This is a genomic window from Microbacterium sp. ProA8 (assembly GCF_039905635.1).
Taxonomy (GTDB): Bacteria; Actinomycetota; Actinomycetes; order Actinomycetales; family Microbacteriaceae; genus Microbacterium; species Microbacterium chionoecetis.
Genome location: NZ_CP157000.1, coordinates 1,262,887 through 1,279,763 on the forward strand (window position 1 = coordinate 1,262,887; position 16,877 = coordinate 1,279,763).

At 69.9% G+C, this 16,877-nt stretch carries 15 protein-coding genes; 3 read left to right on the forward strand and 12 right to left on the reverse strand.

What is annotated here, in order from left to right; all coding sequences use genetic code 11:
• From ribA to ribD, 3 genes are read right to left on the reverse strand one after another with little or no spacing between them, the layout of a single operon-like run.
• Window positions 1–1,269 (reverse strand): GTP cyclohydrolase II, encoded by a 1,269-nt coding sequence (gene ribA, locus ABG085_RS05305; RefSeq protein ID WP_347978381.1) that lies wholly within the window; start codon window positions 1,267–1,269, stop codon window positions 1–3.
• On the reverse strand, window positions 1,266–1,970 hold the full coding sequence (locus tag ABG085_RS05310) for a riboflavin synthase (protein WP_347978382.1): 705 nt from the start codon (window positions 1,968–1,970) through the stop codon (window positions 1,266–1,268). Before ABG085_RS05310 ends, ribA begins: the two co-directional genes overlap by 4 nt.
• Window positions 1,970–3,067 carry a bifunctional diaminohydroxyphosphoribosylaminopyrimidine deaminase/5-amino-6-(5-phosphoribosylamino)uracil reductase RibD gene (gene ribD, locus ABG085_RS05315; protein WP_347978383.1) on the reverse strand — a complete coding sequence of 366 codons (1,098 nt, stop codon included), beginning with the start codon at window positions 3,065–3,067 and terminating at the stop codon, window positions 1,970–1,972. Before ribD ends, ABG085_RS05310 begins: the two co-directional genes overlap by 1 nt.
• 378 nt (window positions 3,068–3,445) lie before the next feature.
• On the opposite strand from ribD, the gene ABG085_RS05320 reads away from it, so the two are divergent.
• Window positions 3,446–5,209, forward strand: a complete 1,764-nt coding sequence (locus tag ABG085_RS05320; RefSeq protein WP_347978384.1) for a glycerol-3-phosphate dehydrogenase/oxidase — start codon at window positions 3,446–3,448, stop codon at window positions 5,207–5,209.
• A gap of 68 nt (window positions 5,210–5,277) precedes the next feature.
• Entirely contained in the window at window positions 5,278–6,816 is a 1,539-nt protein-coding gene (gene glpK, locus ABG085_RS05325; RefSeq protein WP_347978385.1) for a glycerol kinase GlpK, read from the forward strand.
• A gap of 125 nt (window positions 6,817–6,941) precedes the next feature.
• Here glpK and ABG085_RS05330 read toward each other — a convergent pair whose 3' ends face one another.
• The 9 genes from ABG085_RS05330 to sdhC all read right to left on the reverse strand — a co-directional run bounded on the left by ABG085_RS05330 (window position 6,942) and on the right by sdhC (window position 15,371).
• A complete protein-coding gene (locus ABG085_RS05330) occupies window positions 6,942–7,802 on the reverse strand; it encodes a DNA-formamidopyrimidine glycosylase family protein (RefSeq protein ID WP_347978386.1) in 861 nt (286 codons plus the stop codon).
• 70 nt (window positions 7,803–7,872) lie between these two features.
• Window positions 7,873–8,436: a GNAT family N-acetyltransferase gene (locus ABG085_RS05335; protein WP_347978387.1), complete on the reverse strand. Its 564-nt coding sequence runs from the start codon at window positions 8,434–8,436 to the stop codon at window positions 7,873–7,875.
• A gap of 31 nt (window positions 8,437–8,467) precedes the next feature.
• On the reverse strand, window positions 8,468–9,475 hold the full coding sequence (gene trpS / locus ABG085_RS05340; protein WP_347978388.1) for a tryptophan--tRNA ligase: 1,008 nt from the start codon (window positions 9,473–9,475) through the stop codon (window positions 8,468–8,470).
• Between the two features lie 89 nt (window positions 9,476–9,564).
• Window positions 9,565–10,431 (reverse strand): exodeoxyribonuclease III, encoded by an 867-nt coding sequence (locus ABG085_RS05345; protein ID WP_347978389.1) that lies wholly within the window; start codon window positions 10,429–10,431, stop codon window positions 9,565–9,567.
• 30 nt (window positions 10,432–10,461) lie between these two features.
• A complete protein-coding gene (locus ABG085_RS05350) occupies window positions 10,462–11,727 on the reverse strand; it encodes a YhjD/YihY/BrkB family envelope integrity protein (protein ID WP_347978390.1) in 1,266 nt (421 codons plus the stop codon).
• Window positions 11,728–11,803: 76 nt separating this feature from the next.
• A complete protein-coding gene (locus ABG085_RS05355; protein ID WP_347978391.1) occupies window positions 11,804–12,604 on the reverse strand; it encodes a succinate dehydrogenase iron-sulfur subunit in 801 nt (266 codons plus the stop codon).
• Window positions 12,604–14,445, reverse strand: coding sequence for a succinate dehydrogenase flavoprotein subunit (gene sdhA, locus ABG085_RS05360; RefSeq protein WP_347978392.1), 1,842 nt, complete (start codon window positions 14,443–14,445; stop codon window positions 12,604–12,606). The genes ABG085_RS05355 and sdhA overlap by 1 nt, the downstream gene beginning before the upstream one ends.
• A gap of 45 nt (window positions 14,446–14,490) precedes the next feature.
• Entirely contained in the window at window positions 14,491–14,940 is a 450-nt protein-coding gene (locus ABG085_RS05365; RefSeq protein ID WP_347978393.1) for a succinate dehydrogenase hydrophobic membrane anchor subunit, read from the reverse strand.
• On the reverse strand, window positions 14,940–15,371 hold the full coding sequence (sdhC, locus tag ABG085_RS05370; protein WP_163620584.1) for a succinate dehydrogenase, cytochrome b556 subunit: 432 nt from the start codon (window positions 15,369–15,371) through the stop codon (window positions 14,940–14,942). Before sdhC ends, ABG085_RS05365 begins: the two co-directional genes overlap by 1 nt.
• A 326-nt stretch (window positions 15,372–15,697) precedes the next feature.
• On the opposite strand from sdhC, the gene ABG085_RS05375 reads away from it, so the two are divergent.
• Complete coding sequence (locus ABG085_RS05375; protein ID WP_347978394.1) at window positions 15,698–16,861, forward strand: endo-1,4-beta-xylanase; 1,164 nt, start codon at window positions 15,698–15,700, stop codon at window positions 16,859–16,861.
• Window positions 16,862–16,877 lie beyond the last annotated feature (16 nt).

Here is a 16,877-nt window from a genome sequence, read left to right on the forward strand (position 1 = left end):
TTATGCTCCCTCGTGCATGTGGGCGATCGCGTCGGCGAGGTCCGCCTCCGCGATGATGTGACCCATGCGGTCACGCTTCGTCGCCAGGTACTGGTGGTTGTTCGGGCCGACGCCGACCAGCAGGGGTACCTGCTCGACGATGTCGAGGCCCAGTTCGCGCAGCTGCTTCACCTTGTCGGTGTTGTTGGTCAGCAGGCGCACGCGCTCGACGCCGAGATCCGAGAGGATGCCGGCAGCCGCTGCGTAGTCCCGCGCGTCGGCGGGAAGGCCCAGCGCGAGATTGGCGTCGACGGTGTCGAGCCCGCGCTCCTGCAGCGAGTAGGCGCGCAGCTTGTTGATGAGCCCGATGCCGCGGCCCTCGTGACCCCGCATGTAGATGACCACGCCGCCGTCCTGCTCGATCGCGTCGAGCGCCGCCTCCAGCTGCGGACCGCACTCGCACTTGAGAGAGCCGAACGCTTCGCCGGTCAGGCACTCGGAGTGCACGCGGACCAGCGGCGCGTCGCCCAGCTCGCCCGACACGACAGCGATGTGGTCGGTGCCCGTGACGCGGTCCTTGTACGCCAGGAACCGGAAGGCGCCGTGCGAGGTGGGCACGTTCGCCTCGGCGCGCAGGCTCACGCGACGCTTGTGGGCGTTGCGCGTCGCGGGGTCGCAGGGGTCGTGCTCGTCGAGGTACGCCGTCAGCAGCTCGATCGTGATGACCGGGATGTCGTACTCGGCGCCCAGCTCCTGAAGCGCCGGCAGGCGCATCATGCTGCCGTCATCGGCGACGACCTCTCCGATCACGCCGACCGGCGCGAGACCGGCGAGCTTCATGAGCTCGACGGCGGCTTCGGTGTGGCCGGCGCGCTCGCGCACGCCGCCGTCGACGGCGCGCAGCGGCAGGATGTGGCCGGGACGGATCACGCTCGAGGGCTTCGACTCGGGGTCGGCCAGCACGTTGAGCGTGTGCGCACGGTCGGTGGCGCTGATGCCGGTCGAGACCTTGTCCGCCGCGTCGACGCTGACCGTGTAGGCCGTGCCCCGCGCGTCTTCGTTGACCTCGACCATCGGCGGCAGATCCAGCCGGTCCGCCCAGTCCGCGGGCATGGGGGCGCACAGGAACCCGCTCGTCCATCGCACCGTCCACGCGACCCACTCCGGACTGGCGAGCTGGGCCGACAGGATGACGTCGCCCTCGTTCTCGCGGTTCTCATCGTCGGCGACGATGACCGGCCGTCCGGCGCGCAGCGCCTCGATGGCCTCGGGGATGGTGGAAAGGCTCATTCGGAGCCTCCTTCCGTCGGTGCGGACGCGTCCGCGGGGAAAGCACTGTCGGCGGAACCGGGCGCGGGTGCGGCCGGAGCCGGGAATGCGAGCAGCCGCTGCACGTGGCGCGCGAGGATGTCGGTCTCGAGGTTGACGCGGTCGCCGGGCGCACGAGCGCCGAGGGTGGTGGCGGCGAGGGTCTCGGGGATGAGCGACACCTCGAACCATGCCTGCGCCGGGGCTCCTGAGCTTGTCGAAGGCGCAGGGCTCGCATTGCTGACCGTGAGCGAGACGCCGTCCACGGCGATCGATCCCTTGTCGACGACGAGCGGTGCCAGCTCCGCGGGAAGCGAGATGCGCAGCACCTGCCACTCGGCCCCGGGACGCACGTCGAGCACCTCGCCGGTGCCGTCGATGTGGCCCTGCACGATGTGCCCGCCGAGGCGGCCGTGGGCGGCCATCGCCCGCTCCAGGTTCACGACGCGACCGGGGGCGACGCCGTCGAGCGTCGACATGTCGAGCGTCTGCTTCATGACGTCTGCGGTGAACCAGTCGTCGCCCTGCCCGACCACGGTGAGGCACACGCCGCTGACCGAGATCGAGTCGCCGTGTCCGGCATCCGACACCGACTTCGGTCCGCGCACCGTCAGGCGCACGCCGTCGCCCGACGGCTCCACGGCGGTGACCTCGCCGATCTCTTCGATGATTCCGGTGAACATCACTCGTCTCCTTCCGACGACGGGGTACCCACGCGTCCGCGCTCTGCGCGCGGCGCGCCTGCGCCGGCGAGATCGGGCGTGGGATGGGCGACGAACAGCAGATCGTCGCCGAGTGGGGTGACGGATGCCACGGCCAGGCGCTGCGCTTCGCCGATGGTCGTGACGCCGATGTCGTGCAGCGCGAGTCGCTCGCCGCCGAGCAGGACGGGTGCGACGTAGACGAGCAGCTCGTCGGCGAGCCGTTCGCGCAGGAACGAGGCCGCGACGGTCGGGCCGCCTTCGACGAACACCCGCTGCACGCCGCGCCGGCGCAGGTCTTCGAGTGCGGCGGCCAGTCCGCCCGACGCGGGGTCGCCCGGATACTGGAGGAACGCGTGAGGGTGTCGCCGCAGCGCCGCGCCGTCGGGGACCGGCCGGGTGCCGATCACGACGGGCACCGGCTGGTGGGGCAGCAGCGATCCGGCGTCGTCGCGCGCGGTGAGGGCGGGGTCGTCGGCCAGCACGGTGCCGGTTCCCGCGACGATGGCATCGGCCTGGGCGCGCCGGCGATGCACATCGGAGCGTGCCGTCGGTCCGGTGATCCACTGGCTCGTGCCGTCCGATGCCGCGGCCCGGCCGTCGAGGCTCTGCGCCCACTTGACGGTGACGTGCGGGCGTCCGAGCCGCTGGACGGTGAGCCACGAGTCGAGGAGCGCCGTCGCCTCCTCGGCGAGGACACCCGCCTCGACGTCGACGCCCGCCGCCCGCAGCCGTGTGCCGCCGCCCGAGGAGTGATCGCCCGGATCGGCGATCGCGTAGACGACCCGCGTCACGCCGGCGGCGATAAGGGCCTCGGAGCAGGGACCGGTGCGGCCGGTGTGGTTGCAGGGCTCGAGGGTGACGATCGCCGTCGCGCCGCGCGCCGCGCCCGGGGCGAGCTGCGACAGCGCGTCGACCTCGGCGTGCGGCGTGCCGGCGCCCCGGTGCCAGCCCTCGGCGATGATCTCGCCGTCGGGCGAGAGGAGCACGGCGCCCACCTGCGGATTCACACCGCGCGGACCGCGCAACGCGTTCGCGAGTGCCCGACGCATCGCGTCGTGTTCCGCCGTGCCGGCCATCCGCCCCTCGTCTCGTGATCTCGAGGCTCCGGGGCAGGGGAAGCGGCGACGCGCGCGGCGTCGCTGTGTGCTGCCTCCCATCCGGACTAGCGACCACGCTCCCGAAGGAACCACGTCGCATCACCGTCGGTTCCGGAATTCCACCGGATCGGCCAGGGCGTCATCCGAAACGGATGCTGAAGCCTTGGCTCGCGGACTGTCACCGCCGGTTCGGATTCTCACCGACCCCGGAGCACGTTGATGCTCTCGAGTGTAGTCAACGCGGCATCCGCCCAGACATTCCATGTCGGTGCATGAAGTGCCGGAGCGCGCATACGACCGGTGTCGCGCGTCCCGATGTCCCTGCGCGGACGTAGCCTGGGAGGGGATGGTGAGGCGATGAGCACGGTGGGTCCGATGCGGGCATTCGAAGAGCTGAAGGCGCGTCCGTATGCCGACGTGCTGATCATCGGCGGCGGCATCAACGGACTCGCCACCTTCCGGGATCTCGCACTGCAGGGCGTCGATGTCGCGCTCGTCGAGCGCGACGACTTCATCAGCGGCGCCTCCGCCGCGTCGTCGCACATGATCCACGGCGGCATCCGCTATCTCGAGAACGGCGAGTTCCGCCTCGTGCAGGAGGCCGTCACCGAGCGCAACGCCCTGCTGAAGACCGCGCCCCACTACGTGCGTCCGCTGCAGACGACCATCCCGATCTTCTCGACCTTCTCGGGTGTCCTCTCGGCGCCCCTGCGCTTCCTCCGTCACGGCGGGGGGAAGCACCGCGAGCGCGGAGCGGTGCTGATCAAGGTCGGGCTCGTGATCTACGACTCGTTCTCGCGCGGCGGCGGGCTGTTCGGAACCGCAACCGTGCCGCGGCACACGTTCCACGGACGCCGGCGATCGCTCGCTCAGCTGCCGCAGCTGAACCCCGACGTGAAGTACACCGCGACCTACTGGGACGCCTCGCTGCACGACCCCGAGCGCCTCGCGATCGACGTGCTGCGCGACGGGCGCTCGGCCGGCGGCGCCCGCGCCCGTGCGGCGAACTACACCGCAGCGGTGGGCGTCGAGGACGGCGGCGTGCTGCTGCGTGACGCCGTCACCGGCGAGAAGACACGGTTCGCGGCATCCGTCATCGTCAACGCCAGCGGCCCGTGGACGGATGAGACCAATCTCGCGCTGGGGGACCCCACCCGCTACATGGGCGGCACGAAGGGATCCCACATCGTGCTCGACCATCCGGAGCTTCTCGCGGCGACGGGCGGGAGAGAGCTGTTCTTCGAGAACGAGGACGGCCGCATCGTGCTCATCTATCCCCTGAAGGGGCGCGTGCTCGTCGGCACGACCGACCTCGAGCACGACATGGCGGAGCCGATCGTCTGCACCGAGGCCGAGGTCGACTACTTCATCGAGCTCATCGGGCAGGTGCTTCCCGCGATCCCGGTGGAGCGTGCGCAGATCGTCTACCGCTTCGCCGGGGTGCGGCCGCTGCCGGGCCACGGCGAGGTGTCGCCGGGCTTCGTCTCGCGCGACTACCGCGTCGAGTCGGCGCCGCTCGGCGACGACGACGCCCCGGCGCCGGGGACGGTCTCTCACCGCACGAGCGCGACCGTGCTGAGCCTCGTCGGGGGCAAGTGGACGACGTTCCGGTCCTCGGCCGAGCACCTGGCCGACCGCGTCCTCGCGCTGCTGGCGATGCCGCGCCGCCGCTCGACCAGAGGTATGCCGATCGGCGGGGGCCGCGGCTATCCCACGACCGAACGCGCCCGCCAGCAGTGGATCGCGGCGCACGCCGTCGACCTGCCGGCTGCGCGCGTCGCGACGCTGCTCGACCGCTACGGCACGGTGGCGGAGGCGGTGGTCGACGCCGTCGCCGCCGATCCCGATGACGCCTCGCTGCGGTTCCTCCCCGACTACAGCTCGGGGGAGCTGCGCCACCTCGCGGCGACCGAGGACGTGGTCCATCTCGCCGACATCCTGCTGCGGCGCACCAGCATCGCCTTCATCGGCGCCGCGACGGAGGAGGCGCTGGCCGAGGTGGCCGATGCGATCGCGCCGGTGCTCGGCTGGGATGCCGACCGGGCAGCGATCGAGGTCGTCCGCGCGCTCGACCACGTCCACGCCGCGGACCCGACGTGGTCCCCGGCGTCCGCGCGATAGCCTGACCGCACCCGCGCCCCGCGCGCGACCACCGCGGGCGCCGCCGCCCGCCGAGGAAGGAGACGACGGTGCCCGAACACGTGCTGTCCATCGATCAGGGCACGACATCCACGCGCGCGATCCTCTTCGATGCCGCGGGTGCCGTCGTCGCCGTCTCGCAGCGCGAGCACGAGCAGATCTTCCCCCGCGCGGGGCAGGTGGAGCACGACCCGGTGGAGATCTGGACGAACACCGAATGGGTGATCGCCTCATGTCTGACGCGCGCCCGGATCAGCGCAGCCGACGTCGCCGGCATCGGCGTCACCAACCAGCGCGAGACGGCCATCGTCTGGGAGAAGCGCACGGGCCGGCCGGTGCACAACGCGCTCGTCTGGCAGGACACGCGCACGCAGCCGCGCATCGACGAGATGACGAAGGCCGGCGGGCCCGACCGGTTCGCCGACACGACGGGACTGCCGCTGGCGACGTACTTCTCGGCGTCGAAGGTCGAATGGATCCTCGACCACGTCCCCGGTGCACGCGCGGCGGCCGAGGCCGGCGACCTGCTGTTCGGCACACCCGACACCTGGGTGGTGTGGAACCTCACCGGCGGCGCCCGCGGCGGGATCCACGTCACCGACGTGACGAACGCCTCGCGCACGCTGCTGATGGACCTGCGCACGCTCGACTGGTCCGACGAGCTTCTGGAGACCTGGCGCATCCCGCGGGCGATGATGCCCGCCATCCGTTCCTCGTCCGAGGTCGTCGGGCATTCGCAGCTGCCGTCGGTGCTCGACGGCGTGCCGATCGCGGGCATCCTCGGCGACCAGCAGGCGGCGACGTTCGGGCAGGCGGCGTTCGACGCGGGCGAGTCGAAGAACACCTACGGCACCGGCAATTTCCTCCTCGTGAACACCGGCACCGAGATCGTGCGCTCGCGCAGTGGCCTCATCACCACGGTCGGCTACCGGATCGGCGACGAGCCCGCGCGGTACGCGCTCGAGGGCTCGATCGCGGTCACCGGATCGCTCGTGCAGTGGCTGCGCGACAACCTCGGCATCATCCAGCGGTCGGAAGACGTCGAGACCCTGGCCGCGACGGTCGACGACAACGGCGGCGCCTACTTCGTGCCCGCGTTCTCGGGGTTGTTCGCCCCGTACTGGCGGCCCGACGCGCGCGGCGCGCTGGTCGGCCTCACGCGGTACGTCAACAAGGCGCACATCGCGCGCGCAGCCCTCGAATCCACGGCGTTCCAGACCCGGGACGTCATCGAGGCGGTCGTCGGCGACACCGGCCGCACGCTCGACGAGCTGCGCGTCGACGGCGGCATGACGCGCGACGACCTGCTCATGCAGTTCCAGGCCGACATCCTCGGCATCCCGGTCGTCCGTCCCAAGGTCGTGGAGACGACCGCCCTCGGCGCCGCCTACGCGGCCGGGCTCGCGACGGGCGTGTGGAGCGGCCTGGACGAGCTGCGGGCGCACTGGCAGGAAGACGTGCGCTTCGAACCGCGGATGCCGGAGGACGAGCGTGAGCGGCGGTTCCGGCAGTGGCGCAAAGCCGTGTCGAAGTCCCTGGACTGGGTCGACGACGATGCGCGGATCCTCATGGACACCGTCGAGGGCTGAGGCGTTCCGAACGAGCAACGCGTCGCTCCCGGTTCGGGCGCCGGTCGTTGAGCGAGCGAGGAACGCGGTCGTTGAGCGAGCTTGCGAGTCGAAACGCAGAGACGAAACGCCCCGGGCACTCCCGCCTACTTCAGCAGTCGCGACAGCCGGCGGTCGGCGAGGATCTTGCCGCCGGTCTGGCACGTCGGGCAGTACTCCAGCGAGTTGTCGGCGAAGAAGACGCTGCGCACCTCGTCGCCGCAGACCGGGCAGGTCTCACCGCGACGGCCGTGCACCTGCATGCCCCGACGCTTGGCATCCTTGAGCTCGGCCGGGGGCTTGCCGGATGCCTCGGCGACGGCGTCCGCCAGCGTCTCGGTCATCGCCTCGAAGAGCCGGGTGACCTCGTCGTCGGTGAGCGAGGTCGCGAGGGCGTAGGGCGACATCTTCGCCGCGTGCAGGATCTCGTCGGAGTACGCGTTGCCGACCCCCGCGATCGTCGCCTGGTCGCGCAGCACGCCCTTGATCTGCGTGCGGCGTCCCTCCAACAGCCCGGCGAGCGTGTCGCGCGTGAAGGCCGGGTCGAGCGGGTCGGGCCCGAGTCGTGCGATACCGGGGACGTCGGCGGGGTCTCGAACCACATACACCGCCAGCGACTTCTTGGTGCCCGCCTCGGTGAGGTCGAATCCGGCCCCGTCCGAGAGCGCGACGCGCAGGGCGATCGGCGTCTTGCCCGGCCGGATGATCGTCTTCGGCAGCTCGTCGTACCAGCGCAGCCACCCCGCCTTGGCGAGGTGAAAGACCAGATGCGGACCCGTGGTCGAGAGGTCGACGAACTTGCCGTGTCGCGCAGCGCCGGTGATCTCGGCATCCGCCAGCGACTCGATCGGCGGGTCGTACGTCTTCAGCGCCGCGATGTTGGCGACCGTCGCCCGGGTGATGCGCACCCCGGTCAGCCGCTCGCGGAGGAAGTCGACGAGCCCCTGCACCTCGGGCATCTCGGGCATGCGCTCATCCTGCCACGCGGCGGCGACACGTGGCATCCCACGGGGGAGGCGGTGGTCCGCCCTGCGGTGGTCAGTCCAGCATGGGCCAGGGTTGCGGCAAGCGGTCGTCGGTGGCGAGGACGCCGGCGATCCAGCCGTCGTCGCGGCCGTGCGAGCCGACGAGCGCCTGCCGCAGCGTGCCCTCGTAGCGGAAGCCGAGTGTGCGCGCGGCGCGTGCCGAGCCGATGTTGCCCACGACGGCACGCCACTCGATGCGATCGAGGCCCAATCCGTCCGGCGAGAAGCCCCAGTCGATCACAGCGCGGGCGGCCTCGACCGAGAGACCGCGCCGGCGCGACCACGGCGACACCCAGTATCCGAGTTCCCCGGAGCCGCGTCCGTCGAGGCGGTACAGCCCGATCATGCCGGCCAGCACCGAGCCCTCCCGCATCGCCCAGCTGACATGGGCTCCGCTGCGCCAGTCGGCGGCGACACGCGGTACGAACTCCTCGGCGTGCCGGCGTTCGTAGGGCGAGGGAACCGGCGTGTAGCGCTGGATCTCGGCATCCTGGCACGCCTCGTAGATCGCGTCGACGTCGCCGTCAACCGGCAACGACAGTTCGAGGCGGTCCGTTCGCAGGATGGAGGGCTCCATCCCGCCCACGCTACCGGCCCCGCGCCCTGGCTCAGCGGGCCCGGCGGAGGAGGCCGACCTTGTCGTAGACGTCGTTGAGCGTGCGGTTCGCGACCTCTTCGGCCTTGGCCGCGTTCGCGGCCAGCACGCGGTCGAGCTCGGCCGGATCGTCGAGCAGCTGCAGGGCACGCTCGCGGACGGGACCGAACTCGTTCACCACGACCTCGGCGAGGCCCTTCTTGAAGTCGCCGTAGCCGCGGCCGGCGTACTCGTCCTCGATCGAGGGGATCTGCCGGCCGGTGAGGGCCGCGTAGATCACCAGCAGGTTCGAGACGCCGGGCTTGGCCTCGCGGTCGTAGCGCACCGAACCCTCCGAGTCGGTGACGGCGCGCATGACCTTCTTCGCCGACACGGCCGGGTCGTCCAGCATCCACAGCACGCCGGCATCCGACTCCGCCGACTTCGACATCTTCGCCGTCGGGTTCTGAAGGTCGTAGATGCGCGCGGTCTCCTGCTGGATCACCGGCATCGGAACGGCGAACGTCCGGCCGTAGCGGCTGTTGAAGCGCTCGGCGAGGTCACGCGTGAGCTCGACGTGCTGCTTCTGGTCGTCGCCGACCGGGACGATGTCGGTCTGGTAGAGCAGGATGTCGGCCGCCATCAGCACCGGGTACGTGAAGAGCCCGACCGAGGTGACGTCCGAGCCGTAGCGCTGCGACTTGTCCTTGAACTGCGTCATGCGCCCGGCCTCGCCGAAACCCGTGACCGTCGACAGGATCCACGCCAGCTCGGCGTGCGCCGGCACGTGGGACTGCACGTACAGCGCCGACTTCGACGGCTCGATGCCGGCGGCGATGTACTGCGCCGCGGTACGGCGCGTCTTCTCTCGGAGCTCCGCCGGATCGTTCGGCTGCGTCAGCGCGTGGAGGTCGACCACGGAGAAGAACGCGTCGTAGGACTCCTGCAGATCGCGCCACTGCATGAGCGCCCCGATGTAGTTGCCGATCTGGAGCGAGTCGGCGGAGGGCTGCATGCCGGAGTACAGGCGCGGTTTGCTCATCCGTCAAGTCTATTGAACGGATGCCGCGGCCCCGCGCCGGCCGGGGGCCGGGCGGCGCACCTCGGCGCCGGCCGCCGCGGACGGGGCGCTCAGTGCCCGATCGTGTAGTCCGCCACGACGGGGGAGTGGTCGCTCCAGCGGGTGTCCCACGACGGTGCGCGCACGACGCGGTAGTCGACGACCCGCCCGCCGAGCTCCGGCGTCGCGAGGTGGTAGTCGATCCGCCACCCGGCGTCGTTGTCGAACGCGCGTCCGCGCATCGACCACCAGGTGTACGGGCCGTCGACGTCGCCGTGGAAGCGGCGTCCGATGTCGACCCAGCCGAGACCGGCGCCCCGGGATCCGTCGGCACCGGTCACTTCGGCGCCCTCCTCGCCGAAGAAGCGATCGAAGTACGCGCGCTCGCGCGGCAGGAAGCCGGCCTTCTTGATGTTGCCCTTCCAGTTGCGGATGTCGAGCTCGCGGTGGCCGACATTGAGGTCGCCCATGACGAGCGCCAGTGGCGACGCGGCCTTGAGCTGCGGCATCCGCTTCTCCATCGCGTCGAGGAAGGCCCACTTCGCGTCCTGCTTGGGAGTGTCCGCCTCACCGGTGTGCACGTAGGCGCTCACGACGATGAGCCGTTCGCCGTCGATGTCGAAGTCGGCCTCGATCCAGCGGCCGGCGCTGTCCAGGACTTCTGCTGCGTCCTCCGCGGCCGGTCCGAGCACGCGGCGCACCTCGATCGAGGGGATGCGGCTGGCCACGGCGACGCCGGCCCGCCCCTTCGAGAGGGCCTCGTCGTTGACGATCTCCCAGCCGGGCAGGGCCGCCCGCAGCTCCTCCTCGGTGGCCCGCACCTCCTGCAGGGCCATCACGTCGATGTCCGCGGCATCGAGCCAGTCGTTCATGCCCTTGCGGGTGGCGGCACGGATTCCGTTGACGTTGACAGAGGCGATGCGAACACGGCGAGACACGACGGCAAGACTATCCGCCACCGCCGACACTCATTCGAACAGGCTGCCGGCCTTCTTCTTGCGTGCCGGGGGAGTGGCGGCCTCGACCTGCGCCAGCTCCTGCTCTGCGGCACGAACCGCACGGTCCGCGGCGAACAGGCGGTACCACGGCGCGGTCTCGCGCGCCTCGCGCGCGGTGCGCAGGCGCACCCGGGCGGCCACCAGCAGCGCGGCATGCTCCTCCGCGAGCCGGTCGGCCTCGGTCTGGGGGAGCAGCGGGACCTCGTCGTCCTTCGCCGCGACCGCGACCCATGCGGCCGCGACGAGCATGATGATGCCGATGATGCGGAACCAGAGCAGGAGGCCGACGAAGATCGCGAAAGTGGCCAGCAGCGCGTTGGTCGGCGTGTAGACGAACAGCCAGCCGGTGAACAGCTGCAGCACGGTGATCGCTCCGCCGCCGAGGAGGGCACCCGGCCAGATGCGCCGCCACGGCAGTTGGGTACCCGTGAGGTACCGGATCAGCCCGGCGAGCGCCGCGCTGAAGATCACGAACGAGATCAGGATGGATCCGACGCTGGTGGTGACTCCCACCCAGCGCGACGCATTGCTCCACCCGAGCAAGGAGAACAGCCAGTTCAGCGCCCATGTGCCGAGCGTCGTCGCGGCGAATCCGACCACGAGGGCGAGCGCGAAGACTCCCGCGCCGATGAGATCGCGCGCCTTGAGGTAGAAGTAGCTGCGCAGGTCGGGTGGCAGGCCGAAGATGTCGCGCACCGCGCGGCGCGTGAAGGTCACGAAGCCGATGGCCGTCCAGATGAGGGTGCCGAGGGCGATGATGCCGGTGACGCCGAGCACGCCGGCATTGCTCGTCGCGACCTCGGTGACCTGCGCGGGGGTGAACAGCCCGTCTTCGCTGATCAGGCCCGGGATGTAGCTGTTGATGAGGCTGATGAGCCCGGCGACGGCCTCCGAGCTTCCGCCCAGCCACAGCCCGGTGATCGCGAATGCCACGTAGATCGCGGCGAACGTCGCGAACAGCGCCTGGTAGCTCACGCCCGCGGCGAGCAGGAACCCGTTGTGCTGCAGGAAGTGACGCCACACCCGCACCGGGAACCACGCGAGGGTGCGCTGGGTGATCGCGGTCGCCCTGCTGATGGGCTGGTCGAAGCGCTCCCGCAGGCCCTCCTGCGTCGCCTCCCAGCGGGCGCGGAGAGACTCCTCCTCCCGCTGTGCGGCATCCGCCTGATCCCGGGCCACCTCGTGGCCCTGAGCGCGAGTGGGGCCTCGGCCGTCGGAGTCGTCCCGTTCACTCACGGAAGTCACACTATCGACAGACGGATGCCGCATCGCGCTGCGATGCGGCATCCGTCTGTGAAAGCTGTCGAGGTGCTTACGCGCGTCCGCGCAGGACCGCCTGCTTGACCTCGGCGATCGCCTTCGTCACCTCGATGCCGCGGGGGCACGCCTCGGTGCAGTTGAAGGTGGTGCGGCAGCGCCACACGCCCTCCTTGTCGTTGAGGATGTCGAGGCGCACGTCGCCCGCGTCGTCGCGCGAGTCGAAGATGAAGCGGTGCGCGTTGACGATCGCGGCAGGGCCGAAGTACTGGCCGTCGGTCCAGAACACGGGGCACGACGACGTGCACGCTGCGCACAGGATGCACTTCGTGGTGTCGTCGAAGACCTCGCGGTCGACGATCGACTGGACGCGCTCCTTGCCGGGCTCGGGCTTCGAGCTCGCGATGAGGAAGGGCTGCACCTCGCGGTACGACGCGAAGAAGGGCTCCATGTCGACGACGAGGTCCTTCTCGAGCGGCAGGCCCTTGATCGCCTCGACGTAGATCGGCTGCGAGATGTCGAGATCCTTGATGAGCGTCTTGCAGGCGAGCCGGTTGCGGCCGTTGATGCGCATCGCATCGGACCCGCAGATGCCGTGGGCGCACGAGCGGCGGAACGTCAGCGACCCGTCGACCTCCCACTTGATCTTGTGCAGGGCGTCCAGCACGCGGTCGGTCGAGTACAGCTCGACGTCGTAGTCGACCCAGCGCGGCTCTTCGTCGACCTCCGGGTTGAACCGGCGGATGATGAAGGTGACCAGGAACGATTGGATGCCGGTGTCGTTCGCGGACTCCTCCGCGCGGACGGGTGCGTCGGCGTCGGTGCGCTCGATGACGTCGGTGACCGAGGTCGACATCAGTACTTCCTCTCCAACGGTGGGTAGCGCAATTCGCCCGCCTCGTTCTTCGTGAAGACGACGGGTTTCCAGTCGAGGCGGATGTGGTCCTCCGAATGCGAGGACCCGGGGTCGCCCGACAGGTACGCCATGGTGTGCTTCATGTAGTTCTCGTCGTCGCGCGTGGAGTAGTCGTCGCGCATATGACCGCCACGGCTCTCCTTGCGGTTCTTCGCGGTCACGACCACGACCTCGGCGATGTCGAGGAGGAACCCGAGCTCGACGGCCTCGAGCAGGTCGGTGTTGAACCGCTTGCCCTTGTCGTCGACGTGCACGTTCTTGAAGCGCTCGCGCAGCTCGGAGATGACCTCGAGCACCTCGCTCAGCGACTCGTCGGTGCGGAACACCTGGGCCTTGCGGTCCATCTCGTCCTGCAGCGTCTTGCGCAGCACGGCGATGCGCTCGGTGCCCTGGTTGTTGCGCAGGCCCTCGATGAGGGTGCGCACCTCGGCGGCCGGGTCATCGGGCAGCGCGACGAAGTCGGCGGTCTTGACGTACTCGACGGCATTGCGCCCGGCGCGCTTGCCGAACACGTTGATGTCGAGCAGCGAGTTGGTGCCGAGGCGGTTCGAGCCGTGCACCGAGACGCACGCGCACTCGCCGGCGGCGTACAGGCCCGGCACGACGGTCGTGTTGTCGCTCAGCACCTGCGCGTCGTTGTTGGTCGGGATGCCGCCCATCGCGTAGTGCGCGGTCGGCATGACGGGCACCGGCTCGACCACCGGGTCGACGCCCAGGTACGTGCGCGCGAACTCGGTGATGTCGGGGAGCTTGGTCTCGAGCACCTCGGCGCCCAGGTGCGTGCAGTCCAGCAGCACGTAGTCGCGGTGCGGGCCGGCGCCGCGGCCTTCGGCGACCTCCTGCACCATGCAGCGGCTGACGATGTCGCGCGGCGCCAGGTCTTTGATGGTCGGCGCGTAGCGCTCCATGAAGCGCTCGCCCGAGGCGTTGCGCAGGATCGCGCCTTCGCCGCGGGCGCCTTCGGTGAGAAGGATGCCGAGCCCGGCCAGGCCGGTCGGGTGGAACTGGAAGAACTCCATGTCTTCCAGCGGCAGGCCCTTGCGCCAGATGATGCCCACGCCGTCACCGGTGAGGGTGTGCGCGTTGGAGGTGGTCTTGAAGATCTTGCCGAAGCCGCCGGTCGCGAAGATCACGGCCTTGGACTGGAAGACGTGCAGCTCGCCGGTGGCGAGCTCGTAGGCGACGACGCCCGCGATCTGCTGGTCCTTGCCTTCGCCCACCGTGATGAGGTCGAGCACGTAGAACTCGTTGAAGAAGTTGATGCCGAGCTTCACGCAGTTCTGGAAGAGCGTCTGCAGAATCATGTGACCGGTGCGGTCGGCGGCGTAGCACGCGCGGCGCACGGGAGTCTTGCCGTGATCGGCGGTGTGGCCGCCGAAGCGGCGCTGATCGATCTTGCCCTCGGGCGTGCGGTTGAACGGCAGGCCCATGTTCTCGAGGTCGATGACCGCGTCGATGGCCTCTCTGGCGAGGATCTCGGCGGCATCCTGGTCGACGAGGTAGTCGCCGCCCTTGACGGTGTCGAAGGTGTGCCACTCCCACGAGTCCTCTTCGACGTTGGCCAATGCCGCCGCCATGCCGCCCTGGGCAGCACCCGTGTGCGAGCGGGTGGGGTACAGCTTCGAGATGACCGCCGTCCGTGCTCCGGGGCCGGCCTCGATGGCCGCCCGCATGCCGGCGCCGCCGGCGCCCACGATGACGATGTCGAACTGGTGGTAGTGGACGCCATCCTTGACGTAGCTTGCAATGCTCTCGGTGCCGGCAGGGGTCTCAGTGCTCACGCTGGATGCTTTCGGTGGTCGATGCTCGGGGGACGCGCCCGAACGCTAGGCGCAGATGCTGACGATGAGGTCGGACGCGGTCTCGGCGTCGAAGCCGAGGCAGGGGTCGAAGGTGAAGACGACCAGCGTGCCGAGCACGATGAGGAACGCCGCGGCGAGCCAGAGGGCCCACACCAGCACGCGGCGCGTCGTCGGGTGGGTGACGTAGTCGTTGACGATCGTGCGCATGCCGTTGGCGCCGTGGATCAGTGCGAGCCACAGCATCAGCACGTCCCACCACTGCCAGAACGGCGTGGCGAACTTTCCGGCGACGAAGGCGAAGTCGATGCCGTGGATGCCCTCGCCGAGCATGAGGTTGACGAAGAGGTGGCCGAAGATGAGGACGACGAGCAGCACGCCGGAGGCGCGCATGTAGATCCAGCCCCACTTCTCGAGGTTGGGGCCCTTGCGCCGGGCGGGGGCGTGCGGGGCGCGGGGTTCGGCGATGGCGGTCATCAGTGGCCTCCTCCCGGAGCGAACGCGAGCATGAGGTGGCGCGGCGCGAAGCCCAGCATCGTCACGACCCACAGGCCCAGGACGCCCCACCACAGCTGGCGCTGGTGCCGCGTGGCCCACGACCAGAAGTCGACCAGGATGATGCGCAGGCCGTTGTAGGCGTGGTACGCGATGGCGCCGACGAGGGCGACCTCGCCGAGGGCCATCACCCAGTTCTTGTAGGTGCCGATCACCGCGTCGTACGCCTCGGGGGAGACCCGGATGAGAGCGGTGTCGAGGATGTGGACCAGCAGGAAGAAGAAGATCGCGACGCCGGTGATGCGGTGCAGCACCCACGACCACATGCCTTCGTTTCCGCGGTACAGGGTGCCGCGGGGAACTCGGGAGGTGGTCTCGGATACCGACGGTGTGACGCGTGCTGGTGCAGACACGGCCGTCCTCCTTGGATCGAAACACGGTGGGGCCGGCCTCGACTGCTGAGGACGTCCCCCGAAGTGGGCCCGGAACAAGTGCGCTTCGGGCCGTCGGCGTCACGCGGGCGCTGCGACCATCCTATTCCCGTCGCGCGGGCATGGGTGATTAGGCGGGCCTAACTTCTCTCGACATCGAGAGATCTCGGCTGCTGCGGCGCCCATGGTGGAAAACGCTCCGAAACCTTTTGCCCTTGCCGGAAGCCCCGCCTAGCGTTTGTTGCACGCAAGAACATATGTGCCGCACAGGCGGCTCACATGTGCCGACAACGATGTCAGGAGTTCCCATGCGCCGATCGATCCGATCACTTCTGGTGGCCACCGCCGCCGCCGCCCTCGTGCTGCCCCTGTGGGGCGCGACCGCGGCCGGTGCCGCCCCGCCCGGAATCAGCAACGCCGACAAGGACGCCCTCCGCAACCAGGCGCCGCGCGACCTCGCCATCGGCAGCGCGGTCTGGGGCCAGCGCGACCTCATCGAGTACGACCGCTCCGCCCCCACGGAGTACCAGCAGGTGCTCAGCGCGCAGTTCTCGTCTCTCACGCCCGAGAACGACATGAAATGGGATGCCGTTCACCCGGCTCCGGACGTGTACGACTTCACCTCCGCCGATGCGCTCGTCGCCTTCGCCGAGGCGAACCACCAGCAGGTGCGCGGTCACACGCTGCTCTGGCACAGCCAGAACCCGGCGTGGGTCACCGCGGCGAGCCAGACATGGACGTGCGACCAGGCACGTGCCGTGCTCGAGGACCACATCCGCACCGTGGTGGGCCACTTCAAGGGCCAGATCTACGAGTGGGACGTCGCGAACGAGATCTTCCAGGACACGTGGGACAACGGCGGCGTGCGTCTGCGCACCGAGGCCAATCCGTTCCTGCGGGCGTGCGCCGACGACCCCATCGCGCTCATCGAAGACGCGTTCCGCTGGGCGCACGAAGCCGACCCCGACGCGGTGCTGTTCCTCAACGACTACAACGCGGAGGGCATCAACGAGAAGACGGACGCCTACTACGCGCTGGCGCAGCGGATGCTGGCCGACGGCGTCCCGCTGGGCGGCTTCGGCGCCCAGGGCCACCTCAGCCTCCTGTACGGCTTCGACACCTCCATCCAGGCGAACTTCGAGCGCTTCGCGGCACTCGGCCTGAAGGTCGCCGTGACCGAGGCGGACGTGCGCATCCCGCTGCAGGCCGGCGAGACGGGGCCGACGCCCGAGCAGGTGGCGGTGCAGGCCGAGCGCTACGACGCGATGCTCGAGGCGTGCCTCAACGTGCCGGCGTGCTCGTCCTTCACGGTGTGGGGCTTCCCGGACGCGAACTCCTGGGTCCCCGACGTCTTCCCGGGTGAGGGCTGGGCGACGATCTTCGAGGACGACTTCACCCCGAAGCCCGCCTTCGACGCGATGCTCCAGTCGCTGACCGACGCCACACCGGGCACCTCCCCGCGGCGCGGCTGATCCAGGCGCGACGATG

Bases quoted from the DNA above. Each gene is read 5' to 3' on its own strand.
- ribA (WP_347978381.1), bottom strand. From the start codon at position 1,269: ATGAGCCTTTCCACCATCCCCGAGGCCATCGAGGCGCTGCGCGCCGGA.
- ABG085_RS05310 (WP_347978382.1), bottom strand. From the start codon at position 1,970: ATGTTCACCGGAATCATCGAAGAGATCGGCGAGGTCACCGCCGTGGAG.
- ribD (WP_347978383.1), bottom strand. From the start codon at position 3,067: ATGGCCGGCACGGCGGAACACGACGCGATGCGTCGGGCACTCGCGAAC.
- ABG085_RS05320 (WP_347978384.1), top strand. From the start codon at position 3,446: ATGAGCACGGTGGGTCCGATGCGGGCATTCGAAGAGCTGAAGGCGCGT.
- ABG085_RS05330 (WP_347978386.1), bottom strand. From the start codon at position 7,802: ATGCCCGAGATGCCCGAGGTGCAGGGGCTCGTCGACTTCCTCCGCGAG.
- ABG085_RS05335 (WP_347978387.1), bottom strand. From the start codon at position 8,436: ATGGAGCCCTCCATCCTGCGAACGGACCGCCTCGAACTGTCGTTGCCG.
- trpS (WP_347978388.1), bottom strand. From the start codon at position 9,475: ATGAGCAAACCGCGCCTGTACTCCGGCATGCAGCCCTCCGCCGACTCG.
- ABG085_RS05355 (WP_347978391.1), bottom strand. From the start codon at position 12,604: ATGTCGACCTCGGTCACCGACGTCATCGAGCGCACCGACGCCGACGCA.
- ABG085_RS05365 (WP_347978393.1), bottom strand. From the start codon at position 14,940: ATGACCGCCATCGCCGAACCCCGCGCCCCGCACGCCCCCGCCCGGCGC.
- ABG085_RS05375 (WP_347978394.1), top strand. From the start codon at position 15,698: ATGCGCCGATCGATCCGATCACTTCTGGTGGCCACCGCCGCCGCCGCC.